The following is a 24,750-nucleotide window of genomic DNA, read 5'->3' as shown; positions in this document are numbered from 1 at the left end:
TCAATTCTGTAGAAAAATGATCGTCCGGCCGCGAAGGGCGCTAGAGGGCGCCCGCGAGGATCAGCAGAGCCCAGATGGCTGGAGACCAGAGGAGCGGCCAGACCGCACCGTCGGCGCGACGCACGAAGGCGACGAAGGCCAATAGCGGACAGGCCAGGAGAGCGAACGGCAAGGTGTTGCCTGCCGCCGTCACGATCAACTCGCGATGGTTCATGATCTCCGTCGGTGGAGCCCGGATTAGTGACACCCAGGCGGCGGCCAGAGCCAACGACACCTCCAGGCCGAACATCAGGATCAAGTGGCCAGGCACATGGCGCGGACCCGGCTGGATAGGGACGTAGTCCACGGAACGCTCCGGCGTCAGGCCCGCAGGCGGGCCTGCGGGAAAAGTTGCTCGAACTGGCCCAGGGCCTGGGCGCTCAGCTTCACCGCAAGGCGCGTGCCACCGTCGTCCTGGGTCTCGCGCTCCAGAACCCGACCGTGGCGATAGAGCCAGGCCACCGCCGCGCCCTGCGCCGCCGTGGCGGTGATCTCGACGGCGGGCGCCTCGTCCACCATCTCGGCCACCAAGGCCAGCAACTCATCACAGCCTTCGCCGGTGACGGCCGAGACCGTGATGGCCGGAGGATTGGCCCGGCGGGCGTCGCCGATGACCCGGTCGCGGGCCTCGGGATCGACCATGTCGAGCTTGTTCCAGACCTCGATCAGCCGCCGCTCCTCGATCTCCACGCCGAGGCGTGACAGTACGGTGCGGACGTCCTGGGCCTGGGCGTCGGTCTCGTCGCTGGAGATGTCGCGGACGTGCAGGATGACGTCAGCCTCCTTCACCTCCTCCAGGGTGGCGCGGAAGGCCTCCACCAGTTCGTGCGGCAGCTCGGAGATGAAGCCCACGGTGTCGGACAGGATCGCCGGACGCCCATCGGGCAGGTCCAGCATGCGGATCGTCGGATCCAGGGTGGCGAACAGCATGTCCTCGGCCACCACCTCGGCCTTGGTCAGGCGGTTGAACAGGGTCGACTTGCCGGCGTTGGTGTAGCCCACCAGGGCGACGGCCGGGTACGGATGCCGCTGCCGCGCGCCACGCTGCAGGTCGCGCGTGCGGCGGACCTCCAGCAGGTCCTTCTTCAGCTTGACGATCTTGTCGGCGATCAGCCGGCGGTCGGTCTCGATCTGGGTTTCCCCAGGACCGCCCATCACCCCTGCCCCGCCGCGTTGCCGCTCCAGGTGGGTCCAGGTGCGGACCAGGCGCGACTTCTCATATGACAGGCGCGCCAGCTCGACCTGCAGGCGGCCTTCCTTGGTCCGCGCCCGGCGAGCGAAGATCTCCAGGATCAGGCCGGTCCGGTCGATGACCTTGACCTTCCAGGTCTTCTCCAGATTGCGCTGCTGCACCGGTGTCAGCTGGTCGTCGACGACCGCTACGTCGGCCTCGGCGGCCTCGATGATCTTGCCGATCTCCTCGACCTTGCCCTTGCCGAACAGGGTCGCAGGCACGCGTTTGCGCAACGGCGCGATGAAGGCGTCGGTGATCTCGAGATCCAGGGCTAGAGCAAGCCCAATGGCTTCCTCCAGCCGCCCTTCGGCGCTCCGGGACTGGCCCCGTTCGTCACGGACGGGGTGGATGACGACGGCCCCCTGAGGGGGGACTTCGCGATCTATGAGTTTAGAGTTCAATCGGCCTCGTCTTCCGCCGGCTCGTACAGTTGCACGGGCTGGGCCGGCATGATGGTCGAGATGGCGTGCTTGTAGACCAGTTGCGACTGGCCATCACGTCGGAGAAGCACGCAGAAATTGTCGAACCAGCTGACCACACCCTGCAGCTTCACGCCGTTCACCAGGAAGATCGTCAGCGGCGTCTTTGACTTGCGCACGCTGTTCAGGAACGTGTCCTGCAGGTTTTGTTTCTTTTCGTTCGACATGGCTTTTCGCCCTTTTTTCTAGATCGGCGTCCGCAAACCGGTCGCCACACACAAGTTGGACGCTAGACCGCTCTTGATGGCCGGCGCAATCGCGCCGTTGGTGTCAGATCGCAGTTGCTCGCGCACGCTCGATATAGAGGCTTCGCAGCTTCATCGCCACCGGTCCGACGGTTCCATCCCCCACCGGCTGTCCATCCACCGCCACCACGGGCAGGACAAGCGTGCCCGCGCCGGTGATGAAGGCCTCCTTGGCGGCCCGGGCCTCCTCCGGAGTGAAGGGGCGTTCGTCCACCTTCATTCCCTGTTCCTTCAGGATATCCAGCAGGCTGTAGCGGGTGACGCCGCGCAGGATATTGGCGTTGGTGGCACGAGTGCGCACCGTGCCGTCAGCATCGATGATCCAGGCGTTGGAGGACGAGCCCTCCGTAACCAGACCCATCTCGTCGACGAACCAGGCCTCGGCTGCGCCGCGCTCCTTGGCCGCCTGCTTGGCCATGGCGTTGGGCAGCAGGCCCACCGTCTTGATGTCGCACCGGCCCCAGCGGTTCTCGGGCGTGGTGATCACCGAGACGCCCTTGGCGGCCTTGGCCTCGGTGGCGGCGCGATCGATGGGCTTCACCGTGATGACGATGCTGGGCGGAGTGTCGGGGTGGGGAAAGGCGTGATCGCGCGGCGCAACGCCTCGGCCCACCTGCAGATAGACTAGGCCCTCGCGGATGCGGTTCTGACGCACAGTCTCCTTCAGCACCATGGTCAGCGCCCTGCGGCCCATGGGCATGGCGATCTTCAGCTCACCCAGGCTGCGTTCCAGGCGCGCGAAGTGCCCCTCCGGGTCGGCCAGCTTGCCGTCGAACAGCGACCAGACCTCGTACACCGCGTCGGCCAGCTGGTAGCCGCGGTCTTCGATGTGGACGACGGCCTGGTCATGACGCGAGAAGCGCCCGTTCACATAGGCGATGCGGCCCATCAGGCGTCCTCTTCTTCCACCGGACGCGCGCCCGACAGGCCCAGCGACTTCAGCTTGCGGTGCAGAGCCGAGCGCTCCATGCCGATGAAGGCCGCGGTGCGGGAGATATTGCCGGAGAAGCGCAGCATCTGAGCGTTCAGATACTCCCGCTCGAACACTTCCCGGGCCTCACGCAGCGGCAGAGCGATGATCCGGTCGGCGCCCAGTGACGAGCCCTGGTCCGACGGTGAAGAGTCGCCCGGCAACATCTCGGCGCTGATCGCCTCGCTTGGGTCGCCCGAGGCCAGGATCAGCGTGCGCTCCACGTTATTGCGGAGCTGGCGCAGATTTCCGGGCCACGCCTTGACCTGGAGTGTGGCCAGCGCGTCATCGGCCAGTCGCCGGCGCGGCATGCCGGTGGCGTCGCAGATGCGCTGGATGAAGTAGTCCACGAGCTCCGGGATATCCTCTCGATGCTCGGCCAGGCCGGGCACCGTCACCGGCACCACATTCAGCCGGTGGAAGAGGTCCTCGCGGAAACGGCCGCCGGCGATTTCCTCCCGCAGGTCGCGAGAGGTGGAAGAGACCACGCGCACGTCCACCTGCACATCGCTATCGCCGCCCACACGTCGGAAACGCTGCTCCACCAGCACCCGCAAAATCCGGCTCTGGGTCTCGAAGGGCATGTCGGCCACCTCGTCCAGGTAGAGCGTGCCGCCATGGGCGCGTTCAAAGACGCCGATCTTGGCGGGGCGGCCGGTTTCAGCTTCCTCGCCAAACAGTTCGACATCCATCCGCTCTGGCGTCATGCCGGCGGCGCTGATCACCACAAACTCGGCCTTGGCCCGCGCGCTGGCCGAATGGATCATCCGCGCGACGGTCTCCTTGCCGGCTCCGGGCGGCCCGGCGATGAGCACGCGGCTGTTGGCGCCCGCCAATTTGGGAATGAGTGTCCGAAGTTGCTGGGTCGCCATCGACTTTCCCACCAGGCCGTCAGGCATGAGGGCCTGGGTGCGCAGCCGCCTATTTTCGCGCTTCAGGCTGGTGGCCTCCAGGGCGCGCTCGACGATGAGCAGCAGCTTGTCGGACTTGAAGGGCTTTTCCAGAAACTCGTAGGCGCCTCGCTTGATGGCGCTGACGGCGGTTTCGATATTGCCGTGGCCCGAGATCATGATCACCGGGAAGTCGGCGTCCAGCGTGCGGAGCATGTCCAGCAGCTCCAGGCCGTCCATACCTCCGCCCTGCATCCAGATGTCGAGCACCAGCAGGGCCGGTTTGCGGGCCCGGATGGCGGCGAGCGCCGATTCGGAGTCGTTGGCGGTCCGCACCGCATAACCCTCATCCGACAGGATGCCGGCCACGAGTTCGCGGATGTCAGCCTCATCATCCACAACCAGAACATCAGCCGCCATTGGTCACCTCTAGTCCGTGATCGTCGGTAACGCCGGGGATCTTCACCCGCGCCGTCGTCGGTAGTTTCAGCAGGACGCGGGCGCCCTTGCCGCGCGTCGCATCTGTGAGAATCAGTTCGCCGCCGTGGTCTTCAAGAATCCGTTTGACGATGGCCAGACCAAGGCCTGTCCCCTTCTCCCGGGTCGTTACATAGGGCTCGGTCAATCGGTCGCGGTCCTTGTCTGGCAACCCCACCCCGTTGTCCTCGACGCTTATGCAAACCTCGGACCGGTCTGAGGTCAGCTCGGCGACAATCCTGCCTTTTGGCTCGGGATCTTCGGCTAGACGGGCGGTCACCGCCTCGGCGGCGTTCTTCAAGATGTTGGTCAGGCCTTGGGCCAGCATGCGACCATCCGCCATCAGCACCGTCGCCGGCAGCGGCTCCACCAGTTCGATCTCGATATCGGGACTGGCGACCCGCTGGGCGAACACCCCGGCGCGAAGTAGTTCCACAAGGTCCTGCTCGGCGAACTTGGGCGCTGGCATCCGGGCGAAGGCGGAGAACTCGTCCACCATGCGGCCGATGTCACCGACCTGACGCACGATCGTGTCGGTGCAACGGTCGAAGATCTCGAGATCCTCCGCCGGCACGCCCTTGCGGAACTTGCGTTGCAGGCGTTCGGCCGAGAGTTGGATCGGCGTCAGGGGGTTCTTGATTTCGTGAGCGATGCGCCGCGCCACGTCGCGCCAGGCGGCGTTCCTCTGGGCCGAAACCAGTCGGGTGATATCGTCGAAGGTCAGCACCAGACCGCTTTCGCTGCGGCTGGCGCGGACCCGCAGGCGGCGGGTTTCGCGGTTGCGATCGACGTCTACCTCCTCCTCGGCCTCACCGGCGATCCGGGCGTTCTCGGCGATCGGCACGAATTCCGGCGCAACCTCGGCCAACTGGCGCCCGCGCGCCGGAGAGGCATCCAGGCCAAGCAGTTCGGTCGCCTGCCTATTGGCGGCGGAGATCCTACCCTCGGAGTCCAGGCCAATAACCCCGGCCGAAACCTCCGCAAGCACAGTCTCGATGAACTGTCGGTCCTGTTCGGCTTCGTCACGAGCGCGTTGCAACGCCGCCTGTTGAGCCTGAAGATCATGCGTCATGCTATTGAAAGCGCGAGATAACACGGCAATCTCATCCGAGTCCTTCTCAGCATCCACGCGCGCCGTAAGATCGCCGCCCGCGACCCGGCCGGCGGCTTGCACCAGACGCCCGACGGGACCGGAGATCGCATTGGCCGCCGCCATGCCCAACCACACGGCGCCCACCAACACCAACAGGGCGGTTTCCATGTAGGAGAGCGCGAATACAACCTGGATTCGCTGTCGGCTTTGGGCCGCCTCGCGGTAGGAAACCAGCGAGGCGTCCGCATCCGTAAGGTGGTTGATGATCCCCTTCTCCACGGGGCGAGCCACGTAGAGGTAGGCGTCCGGATAGGCCGCCAGTTTGAACACCGCCCGCATCAGGTCGGCGGAGTCAAAGGCCGGTACAGAGATGTCGCCTTCGTCGGCCGCCTGGAAACTGCTCTCCGGCGGCGTGACAAAGGCGGGCGCGTCTCCCGCCTCGGCGCGCGCCAGCACCCGACCCTCGCGATCGATCAGATAGGCGGCCGGAAAGGCGTGATATGAAGCTTGATAGGCCAGGAAGTGGCTGAAAGTGATGGGACTGGACTGCAGGGCCGGCGCAGCGCGGTTCAGGTCCACGGCCATCAGGGTCACGTGGTCGCCGATGTAGCGCTTCTGGTCTTCGACATAGGACCGGGCCACCGTCGCGGAATTTTCAACGACGGTCTGCACCCGCTCGGAGAACCAGTTCTCCACGCCTCGGTTGACCAGCACCCCGTAGAATAGCGCCACGACGACAGCCGGGGCGACGGCGGCCAGCGCGAACAGCGCCACGAATCTCAGGTGCAGGCGGGCGCCGGCGTCCATGGATCGGGCGTCCAGCAGGGCCACCAGCCGCGCGCCCATGATCCCGGCCAGGCCGAGGATCAGCACGAGGTTGAAGCCTAGCAGCACCAGGATGTTCTTACTGGCCGGCGCGAGGGGGCCGGTTTCCGGCGGCGAGGCGGCCAGCAGGATGGCGACGCCGGTGAGCAGCAGGGCCAGGGCGTAGCCGCCGCCGAGCACATAGCGTGACTGTATAGCCCGCCACAGCCGCGCGGCCGGCGCTCGAGGATTCTCGCCGTCGTGGGTCAGGGACGCCATAACGCGGCGACCCTAGGCGGAACTGTGCCTGAGACTCAACAGGTTGTTGCGAGAATGCTTCACATCCGCGTCAGGACGCTCAGCGCCGTCCCCGCGCCATCTCCACGCCCAGGTCCTGGATCTTCTTGCGCAGGGTGTTGCGGTTGAGACCAAGAATCTCGGCGGCCCGCACCTGGTTGCCGCGCGTCGCGGTCAAGGTGAGCTGGATCAACGGCCGTTCAATTTCCTCCAGCACCCGATCATAGAGCCCCGCGGGCGGCAGGCCGTCCGGCTGCTCGGCGAAGTAGCCACCGAGGTGTCGCTCCACCAGGGTGGCCAGAGTGACCGGCCCCTCCTGCCCCTGGACCTGCGGCTGCTGGTCGGCCAGCTCGCGCTCCACGATCCGGGCGCTGATCAGCTCCTCGGCATAGAGGGCGCAGATGCGGCGGATCAGGTTCTCCAGCTCGCGGACATTGCCGGGCCAGAAATGCAGTTTCAGGCGCTCAAGGGCCGCGGCGTCGATGGTCTTTGACGGTAGGCCCTCGCGGTTGGCGCGCAGCAGGAAGGCTCGCGCGAGGTCTGGGATATCCTCCACCCGATCGCGCAGCGGCGGCAGGCGCAATGGCGCGACGTTAAGGCGGAAGAACAGGTCCTCGCGGAACAGGCCCTGCTGGATCAGACCGCGCAGGTCACGGTTGGTGGCGGCGATGATCCGCACATTGGGACGGCGGCCGGTCTTGGGATTCAGCGCTGGCTCGGAGCCGTCGATGACGCGTAGCAGGCGGGTCTGCGCGTCCAGCGGCATGTCCCCGATCTCGTCCAGGAACAGCGTGCCGCCGTCGGCCTCCACGAGCTTTCCGTGGTCACCGTCCTCGCGGCCGAACAGTTCGGTCTCGACCCTTTCACGAGGGACGGCGGCCAAGTTGATGACCACGAACTTGCCGTCCTTGCGACGTCCCATATCATGCAGGGCCCGGGCCACCAGCTCCTTGCCGGTGCCGGATTCCCCGAGGATCAGCACGGTGAGGTCAGCGCCCACCAGTCGGGCGATGGTGCGATAGACGTCCTGCATCGGGCCCGAGCGGCCGATCAGCGGCAAGCGTTCGTCGCGCACCGCGCGGGCCTGGGCCTTGGAGGCTTCGGAGTCCGCCGGCTTAGCCAGGGCCCGCCGCGCGGCCGAGGTCATGTCGTCCAGGTCGAAGGGTTTGGAGATGTAGTCGAAGGCGCCCACCTCGGCGGCGTTGACCGCCGTCAGCAGGGTGTTCTGGGCGCTCATCACGATAACCGGCAGCTTAGGGCGATCCTTGCGGATGCGCGGCAGCACGTCGAAGACGTTCTCGTCGGGCATCATGACGTCGGTGACCACAAGGTCCCCTTCCCCGTCCGACACCCACTTCAATAGAGTCGTGGCGTTGCCGGTGGCGCGCACCTGATACCCAAGGCGGGTGAAGGCTTGGCTGAGCACCAGGCGGATCGAGGAGTCGTCGTCGGCGATCAGGATCTTCTTATTGGCGTTAGCGGCGATCGCGTTCATGCCGAGACGTCCTCTTCAGATGCGATGGGGAGCAGCACGCGGAATGTCGTGCGGCCAGGCTCGGATTCGAAATCGATCAAGCCGCCGTGGCCGGACACGAGCTTGGAGACCAGGGCCAGGCCGAGGCCCGCCCCGTTGACCTTGGTGGTGACGAAGGGCTGGAACAGGCTGTCGCGCAGATGCTGCGGGATCCCCGGGCCATTGTCTTGGATGCGGATTTCCAGGGGCGCGCCGCGCAGGGCCTGGCCCTTGGCGGCCCGGACCCGGACGCCGTGACGATAGGCGGTGTGAATGGTCACCTCGCCACGGTTGTCACCCCGGCTGTGGGCGGCCTCCGAGGCGTTCTTCACCAGGTTCAGGAAAATCTGGATCAGCTGGTCCTCGTCGCCATAGGTAAGCGGCAGTGAGGGGTCGTAGAGGTCCTTGAGCACCAGGCCGTCGGCGAAGCCGTTGACCGCCAGCGCCCGGACGCGGTCCAGGACCTGGTGGATGTTGATCGGGGTGCAGACTGGCAGGGCGTCGTCGGAGAAGGCCTCCATGCGATCCACCAGCCGGCGGACGCGGTCGGTTTCGTCGACGATGAGCTGGGCGAGTGGGGTGTCCTCGGCCTTGGCGCCGGCTTTGAGCAGTTGGGCCGCGCCGCGGATGCCCATCAGTGGGTTCTTGATCTCATGGGCCAGCATGCGGCCCAAGCCTACGATAGTCCGCAAACCCGCGGCCTCGGCCCCGGTGCGCTCACCGCCCAAGGCGCCGCCCTTGACGTGCAGGGTCAGCAGGACTGAGCCATCCCCTAGAGGGGCGGCCGCGCCATCGGCTTCGAAGGAGGGGTGGCCAAACAGGCTGATCTCGACCCCGCGCTCGCGGACCGGGGCATCCTCTTCCAAGGCCCGATTGAGGAGCGAGACCAGAGCCGACCCCTCCGGTAGAGCCGCGCCGAAGCGGCCCCGGGTCAGGAGGCTGAGGCCCTGACCAAACAGGGCCTCAGCAGCCTCATTGACGGCGACCAGAGCGCCGTCGCCGTTCACCACCAGGGCCGGTTCAGGGGAGAGGTCAAAGGCCGCGGCCTTCAGGACATCCAGATTTACGCCGCTGTTTGCGGCCCGTGTTCGAGTGTTCATGCCGCCAATCTCGTTTGGGGATCGCGCCAGAGCGCGATCAGGCCTTCCTCGACCAGGGCGGGATCCTCCAGGCGGCAAAGCGCGGAACGTGCGCTTTGCCTGGCCTCGACCTGCATGGGCCAGGGCGCGTTATCGACATAGGACGCCAGGTGCTTGCGGAAGATCCGCAGCCCCAGGCGGTCGCCGTAGAAGTTCAAGCTGTCCCGGAAGTGTTCCAGGGCGATGCCCAGACGGGTCTCCGCATCGGGTTCGACGAAGGTTCCGCCGTTCAATTCGGTCTCGATCTGGGTCGCGACCCAGGGGCGCCCGTAGACGCCGCGGCCGACCATCACGCCGTCGGCGCCGGACTGGGTCAGCGCCTCGCGGGCTGTGGCGCCATCGACGATGTCCCCATTGACGATCACCGGAATGGAGACCGCATCCTTCACGGCGCGGACAGCGGCCCAATCGGCGACGCCCTTGTAGAACTGGCTCCGCGTGCGGCCGTGGATCGTGACGGCCTTGGCGCCGCGGCGTTGCGCCATGGCGGCGATCTCGGGGGCGTTGCGGGAGGCGTCGTCCCAGCCGAGGCGCATCTTGACGGTGACCGGCACATCGACGGCGTCCACGGTTGCGGCGATCAGGGCCTCGGCCAGATCGGGCTCACGCATCAGGGCCGAGCCGGACTGGGCGCCACCGGTTACCTCTTTGGCCGGGCAGCCGAAATTCAGGTCGATGATCTGCGCGCCCGCTTGGGCGGCCAGGACGGCGCCGCGCGCCATGTGAGCGGGATCGCGGCCGACGAGCTGGACCACCATCAACGGCAGGCCCTCGCCCACCGCGGCGCGTCGCACCACGTCGGGACGGCCCCTGGAGAACTCGGCGCAGGCGACCATCTCGGTCGCCACATAGGCGGCGCCCAGCTTGCTGGCGGCTCTGCGGAACGGCAGGTCGGAAACGCCGGTCATGGGCGCGATCCACGCCCGGCCCAACACCTCGATATCCCCGACTGCGAGCTTGTTGCTCATTTTGTAATCAACCCCATCGCCGCCTTTTTAGGCATATTGTGCAGCGCCGTAAAGCCTAGACACGACACGATCGCCCTCTAAACAACGTCGCCATGAACTTTTCTGCCGTCGTTGTCGCCGCAGGCTCTAGCACCAGGGCCGGACCAGGGGCGCCCAAGCCATGGCGCAGCCTCAATGGGCGGCCGATTCTGCGCTGGTCGGTGGAGGCGCTGAGCCGCGCCGGAGCCGGGGAAATCATCGTTGTCGTCGCCCCCGAACGCGTGGCGGATGCAGGCGAAGCCTTGGCCGGGGTGGCCAGCTGGAAGGCGGTCGCGGGCGGCGCCACGCGAGCTGAGTCGGTCCGGAAGGGCCTCGCTGCCCTCTCGGCCGACGACGGCGAGGCGGTCCTGATCCACGACGCCGCCCGCCCCTTTGTGACCTCCGCGCACGTTCAGACCCTCCTGACCGCCCTGGTTAAGGCTGACGGCGCGATCCCCGCTCTTCCCGTGGCTGACACCCTTAAACGCGGCGTTGGCATCGTGGCCAAGACCGTCCCCCGCGATGGCCTCTGGCGCGCCCAAACCCCCCAGGCCTTCCGGCTCCGCACCCTGCTTGACGCCTATGCTGTCTGGCCAGTTGACGGCGAACCCACGGACGACGCCGCCGTTGTCGAGCGCGCGGGGGGCAAGATCGCCCTGGTCGCAGGCGATCCCTTGCTGATGAAGCTGACCTACCCGGAGGATTTCGCCATGGCCGAACGACTGGCGGGTGGTCAGCGGATCGTCCGCACGGGCTTTGGGGTCGACGCCCACCGCTGGGGGCCCGGCGAGGCGGTGTGGCTTTGTGGCGTTGAGATCGGCCACGACCAGACGCTGATCGGCCACTCCGACGCTGACGCCGGTCTGCACGCGCTCACCGACGCCATCCTGGGCGCCATCGGCGAGGGCGATATCGGGGAGCACTTCCCGCCCTCCGATCCGCAGTGGAGGGGGGCGTCCTCTGATCGCTTCCTTGTCCATGCCGCAAGCCTGGTGACGGCCAGGGGCGGCGTCATTCTAAATGTCGACGTCACCCTGATCTGCGAACGCCCGAGAATTCGTCCGCATCGCGACGCCATGCGCGCCCGGCTGGCCGAACTGCTGACCCTTCCCCTCGACCGCGTGAGCGTAAAGGCCACCACGACGGAAGGTATGGGCTTCACCGGCCGTGGCGAAGGCCTCATGGCTCAGGCGGTGGCCACTGTGGAGACGCCTGCCTAACCTAGGGCAGCCAACGCCAACGCTCCTTCATTCGGCCATAGAGGGCGCCGACGAGGTTTGTATAGTCGTCAGTCCAGGGCTTGACGAGCACCGGCTCCGTCGGCTTCCAGCGCGGATCGGCGGCGAAGGCGGCGAGCGCTTTCTCGTTGCGCCCCACGATCAGGACATCCTCCGAGGACTCCCACAGCATGGGCGAGTTCTTGGCCGCGTCATGCCGTTGTTGCAGGGCCTCGCCGCCGGCGGCATAGGCCACGGCCATCGCCGGGTTCAGAAGTTCCAGGTTGCGGTTCGAGAGGTGCAGGACCAGCACGCCGTCCGGCTTGATACGGGTAAGATAGCCTCGCATCGCCTCCACGGTCAGCAAGTGGGCCGGCACGCTGTCGGAGGAAAAGGCGTCGATCAGCAGGACGTCAAACTGATCCCTCGGCTGCTTGGCCAGAGTCATGCGTGCGTCGCCAAGCACATAGTCCACCTGCCCCTTGGCGCACTCGGTCGTGTAGCTGAAGTTGGCGGGATCAGTGGCGACGCGGATCACCAGGGGATCGATTTCGAAGAATGTCAGGTGGTCGCCCGGCCGGGTGTACGCCGCCACGGCCCCTGTCCCCAGGCCCACGGCGCCAATGCGCTGGGGTGGTTTCCCGCCGAGCCGCTGGCTGAACACCTGGCCGATCGGGGTCTCTGGCGCGTAATAGACCAGAGGTCGGCAGCGCCACCGCCGATCCTGCGCCTGGGCGCCGTGCAGCGTTGTGCCGTGCGATAGCATCCGAACGGTTCCGCCCAGTCGCGGCAACTGCAGTTCCGACTGCCTGACCACGCCGAAGAAGCTGCGCCAGCTCTTCAGCACATCGACCTTGTCTCCCGCCCCTTCGGCGGCCAGCGAAATGATCGTGATGATCCCGAAGAAGACGATGCCGCGGCGGCGGACGAGAAAGGCGCAGATCACGGCTGCGGCGAGCGCGACCTTCACAAGCATCAGCATGAGGTCGTGGCCCGTCATGCCCAGCACTTGGGCGCGGCCGATCTCGCCGCTGTAGGCCGCGAAGGTCGCCAGGGGCGCGGCGACGGCGGCCACGCAGCCGAGGGCGAAGGTCACCCAGCGCCAACGCTCCACAGGCCCCTCACCCCAAGGCCGCACCAGGCAGGCCAGGGCCAGGACGAGAGGGTACTCCCAGACATTGTTGAAGATCACGGGCGCCAGGAAGGCGTTGAACCCTCCCCCAACCACGCCGCCGAACGACATCCACAGATAGAACTGCGTCAGATGGGTCGGCGTCGGCCGGCGCGCCACCAGGGCCTGGTGGCACATCAGCGCCGTCAGGAAAAAGGCCGACAGGTGGATGAAGAGCTGCAGCAAGAGGCTGCTGGACTTGAACGGCAGGATGGAGGCGCAGGCGGCGACCGCCGCGGCCTGCAGGATCAGCGTCGTCGCCTCCGACATGGCCGGTTTTGCGGAGAAGGCGATGATGAAGGTGACCAGATAGAGGGCCAGCGGCACAACCCAGATGAACGGCGCCGAGGCCACGTCCGTCGTCAGATGGGTGGTCACCCCCATCATCAAGCTGGAGGGAATGGCCGCCAGGGCCACCCAGGTCAGGCGATTGCGCCAGGTCGGAACTGCCGCGAGGTCCTGAGGCGCGTCCGCGACCACGGCCGACTGTCCCGCCGTGCGGGTCACGAAATACATCAGGGCGCCCATCAGCAGGATGAAGCCTCCATAGCCGAGGCTCCAGCCGAGAGCCTGTCCCCTTAGGCTGAACAGCGGCTCCACAAGGATCGGATAGGCCAACAGGGCGATCAGGCTGCCCAGATTGCTGGCGGCGTAAAGGACGTAGGGTTCCGAACCGCTGCCGGCGTGCAGGGTGCGGGCGTGCCACGCTTGAACCAGCGGCGCCGTCGCCGACAGCACGGCGAAGGGCGCGCCGATGGAAACGGTCATCACCCCCAGCAACCACAAGGCCGGATGCTGAGAACTCGGCGCCCCGAAGACACCCGTGACGTGCAGGGGAAGGGCCAGGGCCGCCAGGACCAGAGCCACGAGGTGGATGCCCGCCTGCATGCGGATCGACCCCACCCTCTGGAGCAGGTGGGCGTAGCCGTAGCCCGCAAGCAGGGCGGTCTGGAAGAAGGCCAGGCTGGTGTTCCAGATCGAAGGCCCACCGCCCAACATGGGCAGAACCAGCTTGGCGATCATCGGCTCGACCAGGAAGACCAGGCTGGCGCTGGCGAAGATGGTGACCGCAAAGAGCGCCGACGAGCGCCCCGCAGCGGAGGTTGCGCGGGCGTCCTGTGTGGTCATGTTTCGAATCGTCTTGTGTCCGAGGTCTCGGCGATGTTGTGGTCTTGCTTCACCCTTGCCTAGCTGTGTCGGAGTCGCGCGCCCATGTTTTCCCTTGAGATCGAGACCCTCGCGCGCCTGCTCATCGACGAGGCTCGGGAACGCAACCTGCGCATCGTGACCGCCGAGAGCTGCACCGGTGGCTTGGTCGCCGGGGCGATCTGTTCCATCTCTGGCGCCTCTGAGGTCTTCGAGCGGGGCTTTGTCACCTACACCAACCGCGCCAAGCAGGAACTGCTGGGCATCCCGGGCGACCTGCTGGCCGACCTGGGTGCGGTCTCAGAGCCGGTGGCGCGCATGATGGCGGAGGGCGCCTTGGAGGCCTCCAACGCCCACATCTCAGTGGCGATCACGGGGGTAGCGGGTCCGCACGGCGGCACGTCCTTCAAGCCGGTGGGCACGGTCCATATCGCCACGGCGCGCACCAATCACGGTTTGATGCACCGCCAGGAATTCTTCCAGTACGAGACTCGATCGGAAATCCAGCTCGCCGCTGTTCAGGTGGCCTTGCAGGCTCTGCGCGACCGCATGACCTAGCCGTAGAGCGCCTTCGCCCGCGCCTCGAAGCATTCCATGAGCTTGTCGACCGCATGGCTGAAGTTGGAGGTAAGCACGGCCTCCAAAATCTTCGACTTGAACGCGAAGTCGATGTCGAACTCGACGCGGGTCCCGTCACCTTCGGGCTCGAACTTCCACTGGTTGCGCAGAGACTTGAAGGGCCCTGAGATCAGGCCGACATCAATCTGGCGGCCCGTTGGATCGCGGCGGACGCGGGTGGAGAATTTTTCCTTCAGGAAGGCGAAGCCCACCTTGGCCTCGGCATCGATCCAGTTCATGCCCCAGCTGTCGGTTCGCGCGTTCCAGGTCCGCATGCCCACGATCCAGGGCACGAACTGCGGATAAGCGTCCACGTCGCCCACCAGAGCGAACAGTTGGTCGGGACTATAGGGCAGTGTCCTGGTGACGTGGTGGCGCAAGACTTAAGCTGCGTCCTTGGCCCGGCGGGCGGCCTGCAGCTTGGCGAAATCCTCGCCCGCATGGTGCGACGATCGGGTCAACGGACTAGCCGAGACCATCAGGAAACCCTTGGCCCGCGCGATCTCCTCATAGGCGTGGAATTCGTCGGGGGTCACGAACCGGTCAACGGCGGCGTGCTTGCGGGTCGGCTGCAGGTACTGGCCGATGGTCAGGAAGTCGATGCCGGCCGAACGCATGTCGTCCATCACCTGCATGACCTCCTCCTTGGTCTCGCCTAGGCCCACCATCAGGCCCGACTTGGTGAACTGCTCGGGGTCACGCTCCTTCACCCGCTCCAGCAGCCGCAGGGAGTGGAAATAGCGAGCGCCGGGCCGGATCGACAGGTAGAGGCGCGGCACGGTCTCCAGGTTATGGTTGAAGACGTCGGGCTTGGCGTCGATCACCAACTCGGCGGCTGCGGCCGGTTTGCGCAGGAAATCGGGCGTCAGGATCTCAATCGTCGTGCCCACCGCCTGGGCGCGGATCGCTCGGACCACTTCGGCGAAATGGGCGGCGCCGCCATCGGCGAGATCGTCGCGGTCCACCGAGGTGATGACCACGTGTTTCAGACCCATCTTCACCACGGCGTCGGCCACGCGGGCCGGTTCGGTGGGGTCCAGCGCCTGGGGCTTGCCGGTGATGACGTTGCAAAACGCGCAGGCCCGGGTGCAGGTGTCGCCCATGATCATCATCGTGGCGTGGCTGATGCTCCAGCACTCGCCGATGTTTGGGCAGGCAGCTTCCTCACAGACCGTGGTGAGGCCGTGTTCCTTCACGATGGCCTTGGTGGCGGAATACCCCGGCGAGCCGGGCGCGCGGACCCGCAGCCACTCGGGTTTGCGCAGCATCGGGGTGTCTGGCCGCGATTGCTTTTCGGGATGCCGCGGCCTTGCGCCGGTGACGGTGTCGATAACGGTCGCCATGCCCCCTAGATCGGCGTTCGGGGCCTCTGGATCAAGCCACGATTGAGCGGCCTTGCGCCACAGCGGCGATCTGGGTTCAAAGACGGCATGGTCCGCACGCTGGCAGTCGCCGCTTTGCTCCTGTTGCTCGCGGCGTGCGGCCGCGGCGACCTGATGGGGCCGTTCGCCCAGACCCAGGCGCCGCCGGCGCTGAGTCCGCGCTTCTATCCGCCGGAAGGCTGGGCCTGGGGCTTCATCGAGACCGGCGAAAAACCTGCGCAGCGCTATGGCGTCGCGGCCGGCTGGCGGACGCCGAGGGCGACCGTCGTGATCCTGCCGGGCTACGGGGAATCGGCCGAGGCTTGGTTCGAGACCGCAAGCGGCCTGATCCGGCGCGGCTACACCGTCTGGATTCTGGAACGCGCGGGTCAGGGCGGATCAGGTCGCTATACCTTGCCTCGGGACCTGGGGTTCGTCCCCAGCTTCGAGCCCGACGTGGCCAATGTCCGCGCCCTGGTGCGGGTGGTGATCCGACCGCCCGAAACCTCTCCCCTTATCCTGTTGGCCCACGCGGACGGCGCTGTGGTGGCCCTAAGGGCCGTGGAGACCGGCCTGAAGGTGGATGGCGTGATCATCTCCTCGCCCGATGTGGCGTCCAAGGCGGTCAGCCCGGATTCAGCTCAGGCGCTTGCCGGCCGCGTGGGTCTGGGTCGCCTGCCCTCCACCGATTGGCGGCCCTGGAGCCGATCCTCGCCCGACGCCCGGGGCGCTGGCCTGACCCACGACGCCTGGCGCGGCCGGGTGCAGCAGGCCTGGCAGACCGCCAATCCCGATCTGAGGATGTCCTCGGCCAGCCTCGGCTGGCGCGGTGCGCACCAGGCCGCCAGCCGTGCGGCAGAGGCCAATGCTGCGGCGGTGAAGGCCGATGTCCTGATGCTGCTGCCCGACAAAACCACCGAGGAGGCGCTGACGCTCTGCAAGGCGCTTCCCCAGTGCCGTTCGGTGGCGGTTCCCGGCGCGTTGGCGGCCTTGCACCTGGAGGAGGATCGCTTCCGCCAGCCATGGATGGACCAGATCACAGGGTATGTGGCGGCAAAGGTGGATGCCGAGCGCGAAGCTGAGGCAGCCCCCCCAAGGGCCGAAATCCCTGACCCGGCCCCGATTCCTGAGGAAATTTCTCCGCCTGCTCCGTGAAACCACCTCACGGCTTGTAACGTATCCTTGCAATGGCGACCTCGAACGATACGCTTGCGCTCCAAGAAACGGCGATCCGCTCGGGGAGGTCTTCGCCTTTGTCGCGTACATTTGATCCGCTTGAGAGCCAGCAGACCCTGTTCGGCGCCCTGCTTGAGGCGCGCGCCAGGTTCGGCGCCAAGAAACCGATCCTGGAGGACCAGGAGCGCAACCCCTTATCCTATACGGATATGATCCGCGCCGCCTTCGCGCTGGGTCGGAAGATCGCGGCCCTGACCGAAAAGGGTGAGCGGGTCGGGGTCATGCTGCCCGCCAGCTCGGGCGCCATCGTCACCTTCTTCGCCCTGCATGCCTTCGGGCGCATTCCCACGATGCTGAACTTCACGTCCGGCATCCGGAACCTGAAGGGCGCCTGCAAGCTGGCCGGGGTGAAGCGGGTGCTGACCTCGCATCGCTTCATCGAGCAGGGCCAGCTTCATGATCTGATCGACGCCCTGGATGACGTCTCCACCGTGACTTACCTGGAGGACGTGCGCGAGAAGGTGGGCCTGGCCGACAAGATTTTCGCCGCGACCGCCGCGGCTTTCCCCAAGCGCTTCGTGGCTGAGACCCGGCCGGATGATCCGGGGGTGATCCTGTTCACCTCGGGCAGTTTCGGCGTGCCAAAGGGCGTTGTGTTGAGCCAGGCGAACCTTGTGGCCAACGTCTACCAGATCGCCGCTCACATCCCGCTGGATCCGGATTGGGTGATGTTCAATCCGTTGCCCACCTTCCATTGCTTCGGTCTGACCGGGGGCGCCCTGCTCCCGATCCTCACCGGCATGAAGGCGTTCCAGTACCCTTCGCCCCTGCACACCAAGGTGATCCCCCCGCTGCTGAAGGATTCGAAAGCCTCCATCCTCCTGGCGACCGACACCTTCCTGAATCAGTACGCCAGGGTCGCCGAGTATGACGAGCTGGCGGGCTTGAAATTCATCGTCTGCGGCGCGGAGAAGGTGCGGGAAGAGACCCACAACCTGATCCGCGACAGGTTCGGCGACGTGCCGGTGCTGGAGGGATACGGCGCGACCGAGGCCGCCCCGGTGATCGCGGTCAACAAACCCGTCGACAACCGTCGCGGTACGGTCGGCGGCCTGCTGCCGGGAATCCAGACTCGCCTCGAGCCGGTGGAGGGCATTCCGGGCGGTGGGCGGTTCTACGTTCGCGGCCCCAACGTGATGAGCGGTTACCTGCGCCCGGACGGCACGATTGAGCCTTTGGCCGACGGTTGGCATGACACCGGCGACGTGGTGGACATTACGGCCGACGACTGGGTGACCATTCGCGGTCGGGTAAAGCGTTTCGCCAAGGTCGGAGGCGAGATGGTGTCTCTCACCGCCGCCGAGGACTTGGCCGTCGCCGTCTGGCCCGACAATCGGCACGCGGTGATCGCCATGCCGGACGCCCGCAAGGGGGAGCGGCTGGTGCTGGTCACCGACCGCCTGGACGCCGACTCCACGGCGCTGGTGGCCCACGCCAAGGCCATAGGCGCTTCGGAGCTCAACGTGCCCAAGAAGATCATTAAGGTGCCGGAAGTGCCCGTCCTGGGCACCGGCAAGACCGACTATGTGGTCATCCAGCGCATGGTCGAGGCCGAGGGCCGCCGCGCCGCCTAATGCTTGGGATAGAAGCAGACGCCTGACCGGCGCGCGGAGCACACACCATGCCGAACCTCGATGTCTGGGCGCCGCGCGTCCTGAGTCTGCTGCGCATCATCGCCGCCCTGATGTTCATGCAGCATGGCCTGATGAAGGTCTTCGGATTCCCCGGCCCGCAGGAGGGCGCGCCAGACCCCCTCCCCTTGCTGCTAGTGGTCGCCGCGTGGCTTGAGATCGTGGGTGGTGGCCTAGTGGCTCTGGGCCTGTTCACGCGACCGGTCGCCTTGGTGTTGTCAGGGCAAATGGCGGTCGCCTATTTCATGGCGCATGCTCCCGCGAGTTTCTTCCCAGCTCTGAACCACGGTGAACCGGCGATCCTCTACAGCTTCATCTTCCTCTACCTCGCAGTCGCCGGTGGTGGAATCTGGAGCCTCGACGCCCTGGTTCGCAAGCGGCCCTAATGAGGGCTTGGTTGCCGTGGGGGAGCCGGGTTCATCCTCGGTCCAACAACAGCAAACCTATCCTTGAGAGGAACACGCTATGGCCGAGGCCTGGATCATCGATGTCGCCCGCACGCCGCGCGGCGTCGGTAAGCCCGAGAAGGGCGCTCTGTCCGGCGTCCACCCGCAGCGCATCCTGTCCACGGTCCTCAAGGCCCTGGCCGAGCGCAACAACCTCAACACCGCCGACATCGACGACGTGATCGCCGGCTGCGGCACCCAGTTCGGCAAACAGGGCTCTTGCATCGCCCGCATGGCGGCGCTGGACGCAGGCTACGCCAACGAAGCGGCCGGCATGTCCCTGGACCGCTTCTGCGGCTCGGGCCTGACGGCCGTGAACCTGGCGGCCATGGGCGTGATGTCTGGGGCCCAGGACCTGGTGGTGGCCGGCGGTGTGGAGTCCATGTCCTACGGCTCGACCCTGAAGCGCCCGGTCGGCCCCACCCTGGACTCCGGCAACGAGCACCTGCGCGGCCTTCACCCGCAGCCGCACCAGGGCGTCTGCGGTGACGTAGTGGCGACACTGGAGGGCTTCACCCGAGAGGACGTGGATGCCCTGGCTCTGGAAAGCCAACGCCGGGCGGCCCACGCCATCGCCAACGGGTATTTCGACCGCAGCCTGATCACCGTCTACAACGACGACGGCAGTGTCGCCCTGGACCGGGAGGAATATCCCCGCGCCGGCACGACCGCAGAGGGGCTTGCCGCCCTGAAGGCCGCATTCGCGAGTCTCTATGACGTGCCGCTGGACGAACAGGGCCTCAGCTTCCGCAGGTTGGTTGAAGCCACCTATCCCGACCTGAAGATCAACCACGTGCACCATGCCGGCAATTCATCGGGCGTGGTGGACGGCGCCGGCGCTGTGGTCATCGCCTCCCCGGAATATGCCCGCGCCCACGGCCTGAAGCCCCGAGCCAAGATCCGCTCGGTCTCCACTGCGGGCGATTCGCCCGAGCTGATGCTGAATGCACCCGGCCCTGCGGCCCGAAAGGCCCTGGCGAAGGCTGGCATGACCATGAAGGACATCCAACTCGTCGAGATCAACGAGGCGTTCGCCGTGGTGCCACTGAAGTTCATGCGCGACCTGGACGTCGATCCGGCCATCGTCAACGTCAACGGCGGCGCCATCGCGCTCGGTCACCCCATCGGGGCGACGGGCGCCATGATCCTGGGGACCCTGCTGGACGAGATGGAACGCCGCGACCTGTCTGTCGGCATGGCCACCCTGTGCGCCGCCGGCGGTATGGCTCCGGCCGCGATCATCGAGCGGATCTAAACTGCTCTAAAGGCTTGGGCCGGAGAGGAGCATGATAGCCTCCCCGGCCCACAGTCCGACCAGCAGCAGTAGGACGCCCCAAACGACCTTGATTCCATAGGGCCGGCTCCCTGACATGAAGGCGGCCGGAACCTTGATCGCCATGTTGGTTGTGAAGGTCAGAAGCACGGCGATCGCCGCGGGACCAGAGGCCAGGCTGCCGTTGGCATTGAGAGTCGCCATGGAGATCGCGGCGGCGTGGGCGTCGGCAAGGCCCAGCACCCCGGCTCCCACGAGAGCGCCGGGCGTCCCCAGCCAGATGACCAGTTGTTCTGACAGCAGGCTGAAGCCACCCACCAGCACGACGAACCACGCAACCACCAGACCATTGAAGGCGCGGCCAGTCGGCGTCACGTCTTCGGTGTCGCGAGGCGTGCCGCGGACAAGCCAAGCCGCGTAGAGCAGGATGAGCCCCGCCGCCAAACCCAACGGAAGCGCCAGAACCGCCAGCAAGTTCGGACTGACAGCTCCGATCAGCGCGGTGAGGTAACCCAGGCTGCCCACCAGGGAGGCGACCGCGCCTGCTGCGCTGGCGGAGCCTGCGGTCGGGGAGGCGCGCGAGCGCCCGCCCATGGCCACCACGGCGGCGGTGCTCGACACGAGGCCGGACGCCAGACCGGCGACCAGGAGACCGTATCTCGCGCCCACCAGCCGCTGGGCGATGTAGCCGACAGCGCTGAGCCCCATGGCGACCACGGCAAGCCGGCCCAGCGCGAAAGGGTTGAGCAAGCCGTAGGGATCAATGGCGCGGTTGGGCAACAGCGGCAGGATGACGACCGCCGCGATCGCGAAGGTCAGGCCGTCCCGCAGGTCCTGGTCGGTTATCCGCTCCCGGACGACGTGGTGCAATTGGACACGGAACGCCAGCAGAGCCGCCACGACGATCCCGACCTCCAGCGCGAGGATCGGCTTGGTAGGCGCCAGGACGCCCAGCACATAGGTCGCGATCAGCGCGACCTCTCCAGTCAGCCCGGGATCGCTACGGTCGCCCAGGGCATAGGCGATCAGGATACCAACTCCAACCAGCGCCCCGACGACCAGGACCAGACCACTGTCGCCGAATGTCGCGGTCAGGCCGCCTAACAGGCCGACGATGGCGAATGTGCGCAGGCCCGCAGGCGCCCGCGTGGGGCCATCGCCCTTGTGCCGTTCCCGCTCAAGACCAATTAGCAGCCCGATCGCCAGGGCGATCAGCAAGGTCCATTCCGGGCGAGCTAGCATCCGATCCGCTCTGACCGCCCTAGATGTGCAGGACCCGACCATAGGCGTCGAGCGAGGCTTCGTGCATCGCCTCGCTCATCGTCGGGTGCGGGAAGACGGTGGCGATCAGTTCCGCCTCTGTCGCCTCCAGGGTCATGGCCAGGGCGAAGCCTTGGATCATCTCGGTGACCTCGCCGCCGATCAGGTGCGCGCCGAGCAGGGCGCCGGTCTTCTCGTCGAAGATCGTCTTCACGAATCCCTCCGTCTCGCCTGAGGCGATGGCCTTGCCGTTCACCCGGAACGGGAAGCGGCCGACCTTGACGGCGATCCCCTTCTCCTTGGCTCCGGCCTCCGTGATCCCCACCGAGGCGATCTGTGGGGTGGAATAGGTGCAGCCGGGGATGGGGGCGCTGAGGTTCGACGGTGCGAGGCCCGCGATGTATTCGATGCAGTGGACGCCCTCATGGCTGGCCTTGTGGGCGAGCCATGGCGGGCCCGCGACATCGCCGATGGCGTAGAGGCCGGGCACGCCCGTGCCGCCGTGGCTGTCGGTGACGATGTGCGTCCTGTCGATCTTCACGCCCAGGGCTTCCAGGCCCATGTCCTCGACATTGCCGACGATGCCGACGGCGACGATTGCCACCTCGGCCTCCAGGGTTTCGGATTTTCCGCCGCTGCTGGTGGTGACTCCGACGCCGCCGGACTTAGGCTTCTCCACCTTCTCCACCTGGGCGCCCACGCGGAACTTCATACCGCGTTTTTCGAAGGCTTTCCGGGCGGTTGTAGAGACTTCCTCATCTTCGACGGGCAGGATGCGCGGGAGGGTCTCGATGACCGTCACATCCGCCCCCAGCGCCCTGTAAAAGCTGGCGAATTCGATGCCGATGGCGCCGGAGCCGATGACGATGATCGACTTGGGCGCGGCCTTGGGCGCCATGGCCTCCCGATAGGTCCAGATGCGGTCGCCGTCCGGCTCCAGGCCCACGGCCGGGATCGTGCGGGCCCGAGCGCCGGTGGCCAGGATGACGTGTTTGCCGGTGAGGGTCCGCGCGCCGCCGGTCTTCAGGGCCACGACGACCTTGGGCGCGGGCGAGCCCTTCTCGAGCTTGGCGGAGCCTTCCACCACCTCGATCTTGTGCTTCTTCATCAGGAAGGCGACGCCGGAATTCAGCTGGGCCGCCACCTTGCGCGAGCGCTTGATGATGCCCGTGAAGTCGAAAGACGCCTTCTCCACCTTGATGCCGTAGTCGGCCAAGTGGGAGAGCTGCTCATAGGCCTCGCCCGTCTTGAGCAGAGCCTTGGTGGGGATGCAGCCCCAGTTCAGGCAGACCCCGCCCAGGGCTTCCTTCTCGATGATCGCGGTCTTCAGACCCAGTTGGCTGGCGCGGATGGCGGTGACATAGCCGCCCGGACCCGAGCCGATGACGATGACGTCGAAGGTGTCGGCCATCACAGCAGGGCCTCGATGGCGCCTTCCAGCGACTTGGGTTCAACCGTCGGGGCGAAGCGGCCCACCACCTCTCCCTTTCGATCCACCAGGAACTTGGTGAAGTTCCACTTCAGGTTGGCCGTGCCCAGCACGCCCTTCTTCTGCTTCTTCAGATAGGCGAACAGCGGATGGGTCTTGGGGCCGTTGACGTCGATCTTGCTCATCATCGGGAAGTCGACTTCATAGGTCAGCGCGCAGAAGCTGGCGATCTCCTCGGCGTTCCCCGGCTCCTGGGCGCCGAACTGATTGCAGGGGAAGCCCAGCACCACGAGGCCGCGGGCCTTGTACTTGCTATAGAGCGCCTCCAGTCCTTCGTACTGCGGGGTGAACCCGCACTTCGACGCAGTGTTGACGATCAGGACCACCTTCTCGCGATAGGTGGAAAGCGGCGTCGCCTTCCCGTCGAGGGTCTCGGCGCTGAAATCATAGATGCTCATGGTCAGGCCCTAGACGATCATCGTGATGGGATCTTCGATCAGGATCTTGAAAGCCTGCAGCCAGCGGGCGCCGATGGCGCCGTCCACCACGCGGTGATCGCAGGTCAGGGTCACGGTCATCACCGTGGCGATGGCGAGTTGGCCGTTCTTGACGACCGGGCGCTGCTCGCCGGCGCCCACCGAGAGAATGGCGCCCTGCGGTTCGTTGAGGATCGACGAGAAGGCCTTGATCCCGAACATGCCCAGGTTGGAGACCGAGAAGGTGCCGCCCTGGAACTCCTCGGGTTTGAGCTTACGGGTGCGGGCTCGGGCCGCCAGATCCTTGGCCTCGGTTGCGATCGTGCCGAGGCCCTTGGTCTCGGCCGCCCGGATGATCGGGGTGATCAGGCCACCGTCGATGGCCACGGCCATGGCGATGTCGGCGTGGTGGTGCATGGCGATACCTTCCGGCGAGTAGGAGGCGTTGGCCTCCGGCACCTGCTTCAGGGCGAGGGCCGCGGCCTTGATCACCAGGTCGTTGACGCTGACCTTCACGCCCTGCTTCTCCAGCAAGGCGTTGATCTTGCTCCGACCGGCCAGCAGGGCGTCGATCTCCAGGTCGATGGTGAGCGGGAAGTGCGGCACGTCGCGGAAGCTCTCGGTGAGCCTGCGGGCCACGGTCTTGCGCATCCCATCCAGGGGGACGAGGTCGTATGACCCGTCCGGGATACCCATCTGGGCCAGGCTCTGGACTTGACGCGGGGCCGACGCCGCCGCGCCGCCTGCGCCGGCCGGAGCCTTGGCGGCGCCGGGGGGCGCGCCCTCCACGTCGCGTTTGATGATGCGGCCGTGAGGACCGGAGCCCTTGAGGGCCGAGAGATCGAGGTTCTTTTGCGCGGCGATCCTGCGGGCGAGCGGCGAGGCGAAGACGCGCTGGCCCTCGGCGGACTGGACCGACTTGGCGACAGGCGCGACGTTGGGCGCAGCCGAGGCGCGGGCAGTCGCGGCTGCGGGTTGCTCCGCCTTCGTCGGGGCCGGCGCGGCTTCAGCCTTGGGGCTGGCGGCCGGCGTAGCGGCCTCGCCCTCCCCCGACAGCTTGGCGATCGGCGAATTGACCTTCACGTTCTCCGTGCCCTCGGGGACCAGGATGTCCTCGATGGTCCCCTCGTCGACGGCCTCGACCTCCATGGTCGCCTTGTCGGTCTCGATCTCGGCGATCACGTCTCCGGACTTCACCACGTCGCCCTTCTTCACGTGCCACTTGGCGAGGGTCCCCTCCTCCATCGTAGGCGACAGCGCGGGCATCAGGATCTCGATCGACATGGTCAGGCGCTCGGGCGGTTGTGGGGGGCGCAGGCG

The 24,750-nt window shown here is 66.6% G+C and carries 22 protein-coding genes; 6 read left to right on the top strand and 16 right to left on the bottom strand.

Translation table 11 applies throughout. The features are described from left to right. Positions 1-40: 40 nt before the first annotated feature. From AAC997_RS11600 to dusB, 9 genes are all read right to left on the bottom strand, one after another. The gene (locus tag AAC997_RS11600; RefSeq protein WP_340645856.1) at positions 41-346 is read right to left on the bottom strand and encodes a hypothetical protein; all 306 of its coding nucleotides are present in this window, start codon (positions 344-346) and stop codon (positions 41-43) included. Positions 347-360: 14 nt separating this feature from the next. After that, on the bottom strand, positions 361-1,674 hold the full coding sequence (hflX, locus tag AAC997_RS11595; RefSeq protein ID WP_340645855.1) for a GTPase HflX: 1,314 nt from the start codon (positions 1,672-1,674) through the stop codon (positions 361-363). Then, positions 1,671-1,919: an RNA chaperone Hfq gene (gene hfq, locus AAC997_RS11590; protein WP_215340521.1), complete on the bottom strand. Its 249-nt coding sequence runs from the start codon at positions 1,917-1,919 to the stop codon at positions 1,671-1,673. Before hfq ends, hflX begins: the two co-directional genes overlap by 4 nt. 103 nt (positions 1,920-2,022) lie before the next feature. Beyond that, a complete protein-coding gene (locus AAC997_RS11585; RefSeq protein WP_340645854.1) occupies positions 2,023-2,886 on the bottom strand; it encodes a D-amino-acid transaminase in 864 nt (287 codons plus the stop codon). Next, on the bottom strand, positions 2,886-4,277 hold the full coding sequence (locus AAC997_RS11580; RefSeq protein ID WP_340645853.1) for a sigma-54 dependent transcriptional regulator: 1,392 nt from the start codon (positions 4,275-4,277) through the stop codon (positions 2,886-2,888). Before AAC997_RS11580 ends, AAC997_RS11585 begins: the two co-directional genes overlap by 1 nt. Then, on the bottom strand, positions 4,267-6,510 hold the full coding sequence (locus AAC997_RS11575; protein ID WP_340645852.1) for a PAS domain-containing sensor histidine kinase: 2,244 nt from the start codon (positions 6,508-6,510) through the stop codon (positions 4,267-4,269). The genes AAC997_RS11580 and AAC997_RS11575 overlap by 11 nt, the downstream gene beginning before the upstream one ends. A 79-nt stretch (positions 6,511-6,589) precedes the next feature. Next, positions 6,590-8,023 (bottom strand): sigma 54-interacting transcriptional regulator, encoded by a 1,434-nt coding sequence (locus AAC997_RS11570; protein ID WP_340645851.1) that lies wholly within the window; start codon positions 8,021-8,023, stop codon positions 6,590-6,592. Continuing rightward, complete coding sequence (locus AAC997_RS11565; RefSeq protein WP_340645850.1) at positions 8,020-9,141, bottom strand: ATP-binding protein; 1,122 nt, start codon at positions 9,139-9,141, stop codon at positions 8,020-8,022. The genes AAC997_RS11570 and AAC997_RS11565 overlap by 4 nt, the downstream gene beginning before the upstream one ends. Continuing rightward, the gene (dusB, locus tag AAC997_RS11560) at positions 9,138-10,148 is read right to left on the bottom strand and encodes a tRNA dihydrouridine synthase DusB (protein ID WP_340645849.1); all 1,011 of its coding nucleotides are present in this window, start codon (positions 10,146-10,148) and stop codon (positions 9,138-9,140) included. The genes AAC997_RS11565 and dusB overlap by 4 nt, the downstream gene beginning before the upstream one ends. Before the next feature lie 92 nt (positions 10,149-10,240). Between dusB and AAC997_RS11555 the strand changes: the two genes are divergently transcribed. Continuing rightward, positions 10,241-11,386, top strand: coding sequence for a bifunctional 2-C-methyl-D-erythritol 4-phosphate cytidylyltransferase/2-C-methyl-D-erythritol 2,4-cyclodiphosphate synthase (locus tag AAC997_RS11555; RefSeq protein WP_340645848.1), 1,146 nt, complete (start codon positions 10,241-10,243; stop codon positions 11,384-11,386). 1 nt (position 11,387) lies between these two features. Here AAC997_RS11555 and AAC997_RS11550 read toward each other — a convergent pair whose 3' ends face one another. Further along, a complete protein-coding gene (locus AAC997_RS11550; RefSeq protein WP_340645847.1) occupies positions 11,388-13,682 on the bottom strand; it encodes a fused MFS/spermidine synthase in 2,295 nt (764 codons plus the stop codon). An 84-nt stretch (positions 13,683-13,766) separates the two neighbouring features. On the opposite strand from AAC997_RS11550, the gene AAC997_RS11545 reads away from it, so the two are divergent. Next, complete coding sequence (locus AAC997_RS11545) at positions 13,767-14,258, top strand: CinA family protein (protein WP_340645846.1); 492 nt, start codon at positions 13,767-13,769, stop codon at positions 14,256-14,258. Here AAC997_RS11545 and AAC997_RS11540 read toward each other — a convergent pair. Next, positions 14,255-14,698 (bottom strand): type II toxin-antitoxin system RatA family toxin, encoded by a 444-nt coding sequence (locus AAC997_RS11540; protein ID WP_340645845.1) that lies wholly within the window; start codon positions 14,696-14,698, stop codon positions 14,255-14,257. The genes AAC997_RS11545 and AAC997_RS11540 overlap by 4 nt on opposite strands. Before the next feature lie 3 nt (positions 14,699-14,701). Beyond that, on the bottom strand, positions 14,702-15,661 hold the full coding sequence (gene lipA / locus AAC997_RS11535; RefSeq protein WP_340645844.1) for a lipoyl synthase: 960 nt from the start codon (positions 15,659-15,661) through the stop codon (positions 14,702-14,704). Positions 15,662-15,748: 87 nt separating this feature from the next. Between lipA and AAC997_RS11530 the strand changes: the two genes are divergently transcribed. The 4 genes from AAC997_RS11530 (at position 15,749) to AAC997_RS11515 (ending at position 20,247) form a co-directional block, all read left to right on the top strand. Beyond that, complete coding sequence (locus AAC997_RS11530) at positions 15,749-16,834, top strand: alpha/beta hydrolase (protein WP_340645843.1); 1,086 nt, start codon at positions 15,749-15,751, stop codon at positions 16,832-16,834. A 98-nt stretch (positions 16,835-16,932) separates the two neighbouring features. Beyond that, the gene (locus tag AAC997_RS11525) at positions 16,933-18,489 is read left to right on the top strand and encodes an AMP-binding protein (protein WP_340645842.1); all 1,557 of its coding nucleotides are present in this window, start codon (positions 16,933-16,935) and stop codon (positions 18,487-18,489) included. 47 nt (positions 18,490-18,536) lie between these two features. Continuing rightward, positions 18,537-18,932: a DoxX family protein gene (locus AAC997_RS11520; protein ID WP_340645841.1), complete on the top strand. Its 396-nt coding sequence runs from the start codon at positions 18,537-18,539 to the stop codon at positions 18,930-18,932. A 79-nt stretch (positions 18,933-19,011) separates the two neighbouring features. After that, complete coding sequence (locus AAC997_RS11515; RefSeq protein ID WP_340645840.1) at positions 19,012-20,247, top strand: acetyl-CoA C-acetyltransferase; 1,236 nt, start codon at positions 19,012-19,014, stop codon at positions 20,245-20,247. A gap of 6 nt (positions 20,248-20,253) precedes the next feature. On the opposite strand, the gene AAC997_RS11510 is transcribed toward AAC997_RS11515, so the two are convergent. From AAC997_RS11510 to AAC997_RS11495, 4 genes are read right to left on the bottom strand one after another with little or no spacing between them, the layout of a single operon-like run. After that, positions 20,254-21,507 carry a DUF4010 domain-containing protein gene (locus tag AAC997_RS11510; RefSeq protein ID WP_340645839.1) on the bottom strand — a complete coding sequence of 418 codons (1,254 nt, stop codon included), beginning with the start codon at positions 21,505-21,507 and terminating at the stop codon, positions 20,254-20,256. A gap of 19 nt (positions 21,508-21,526) precedes the next feature. Further along, on the bottom strand, positions 21,527-22,936 hold the full coding sequence (lpdA, locus tag AAC997_RS11505; RefSeq protein ID WP_340645838.1) for a dihydrolipoyl dehydrogenase: 1,410 nt from the start codon (positions 22,934-22,936) through the stop codon (positions 21,527-21,529). Beyond that, positions 22,936-23,412, bottom strand: a complete 477-nt coding sequence (locus AAC997_RS11500) for a glutathione peroxidase (RefSeq protein WP_340645837.1) — start codon at positions 23,410-23,412, stop codon at positions 22,936-22,938. Before AAC997_RS11500 ends, lpdA begins: the two co-directional genes overlap by 1 nt. A 9-nt stretch (positions 23,413-23,421) precedes the next feature. Beyond that, a complete protein-coding gene (locus tag AAC997_RS11495; protein ID WP_340645836.1) occupies positions 23,422-24,714 on the bottom strand; it encodes a pyruvate dehydrogenase complex dihydrolipoamide acetyltransferase in 1,293 nt (430 codons plus the stop codon). Positions 24,715-24,750 lie beyond the last annotated feature (36 nt).

This window comes from Phenylobacterium sp. (genome assembly GCF_037968635.1).
GTDB lineage: Bacteria > Pseudomonadota > Alphaproteobacteria > Caulobacterales > Caulobacteraceae > Phenylobacterium.
Note: the sequence above shows the minus strand (reverse complement) of the source record. Positions and strands in the feature narration are given on the sequence as shown.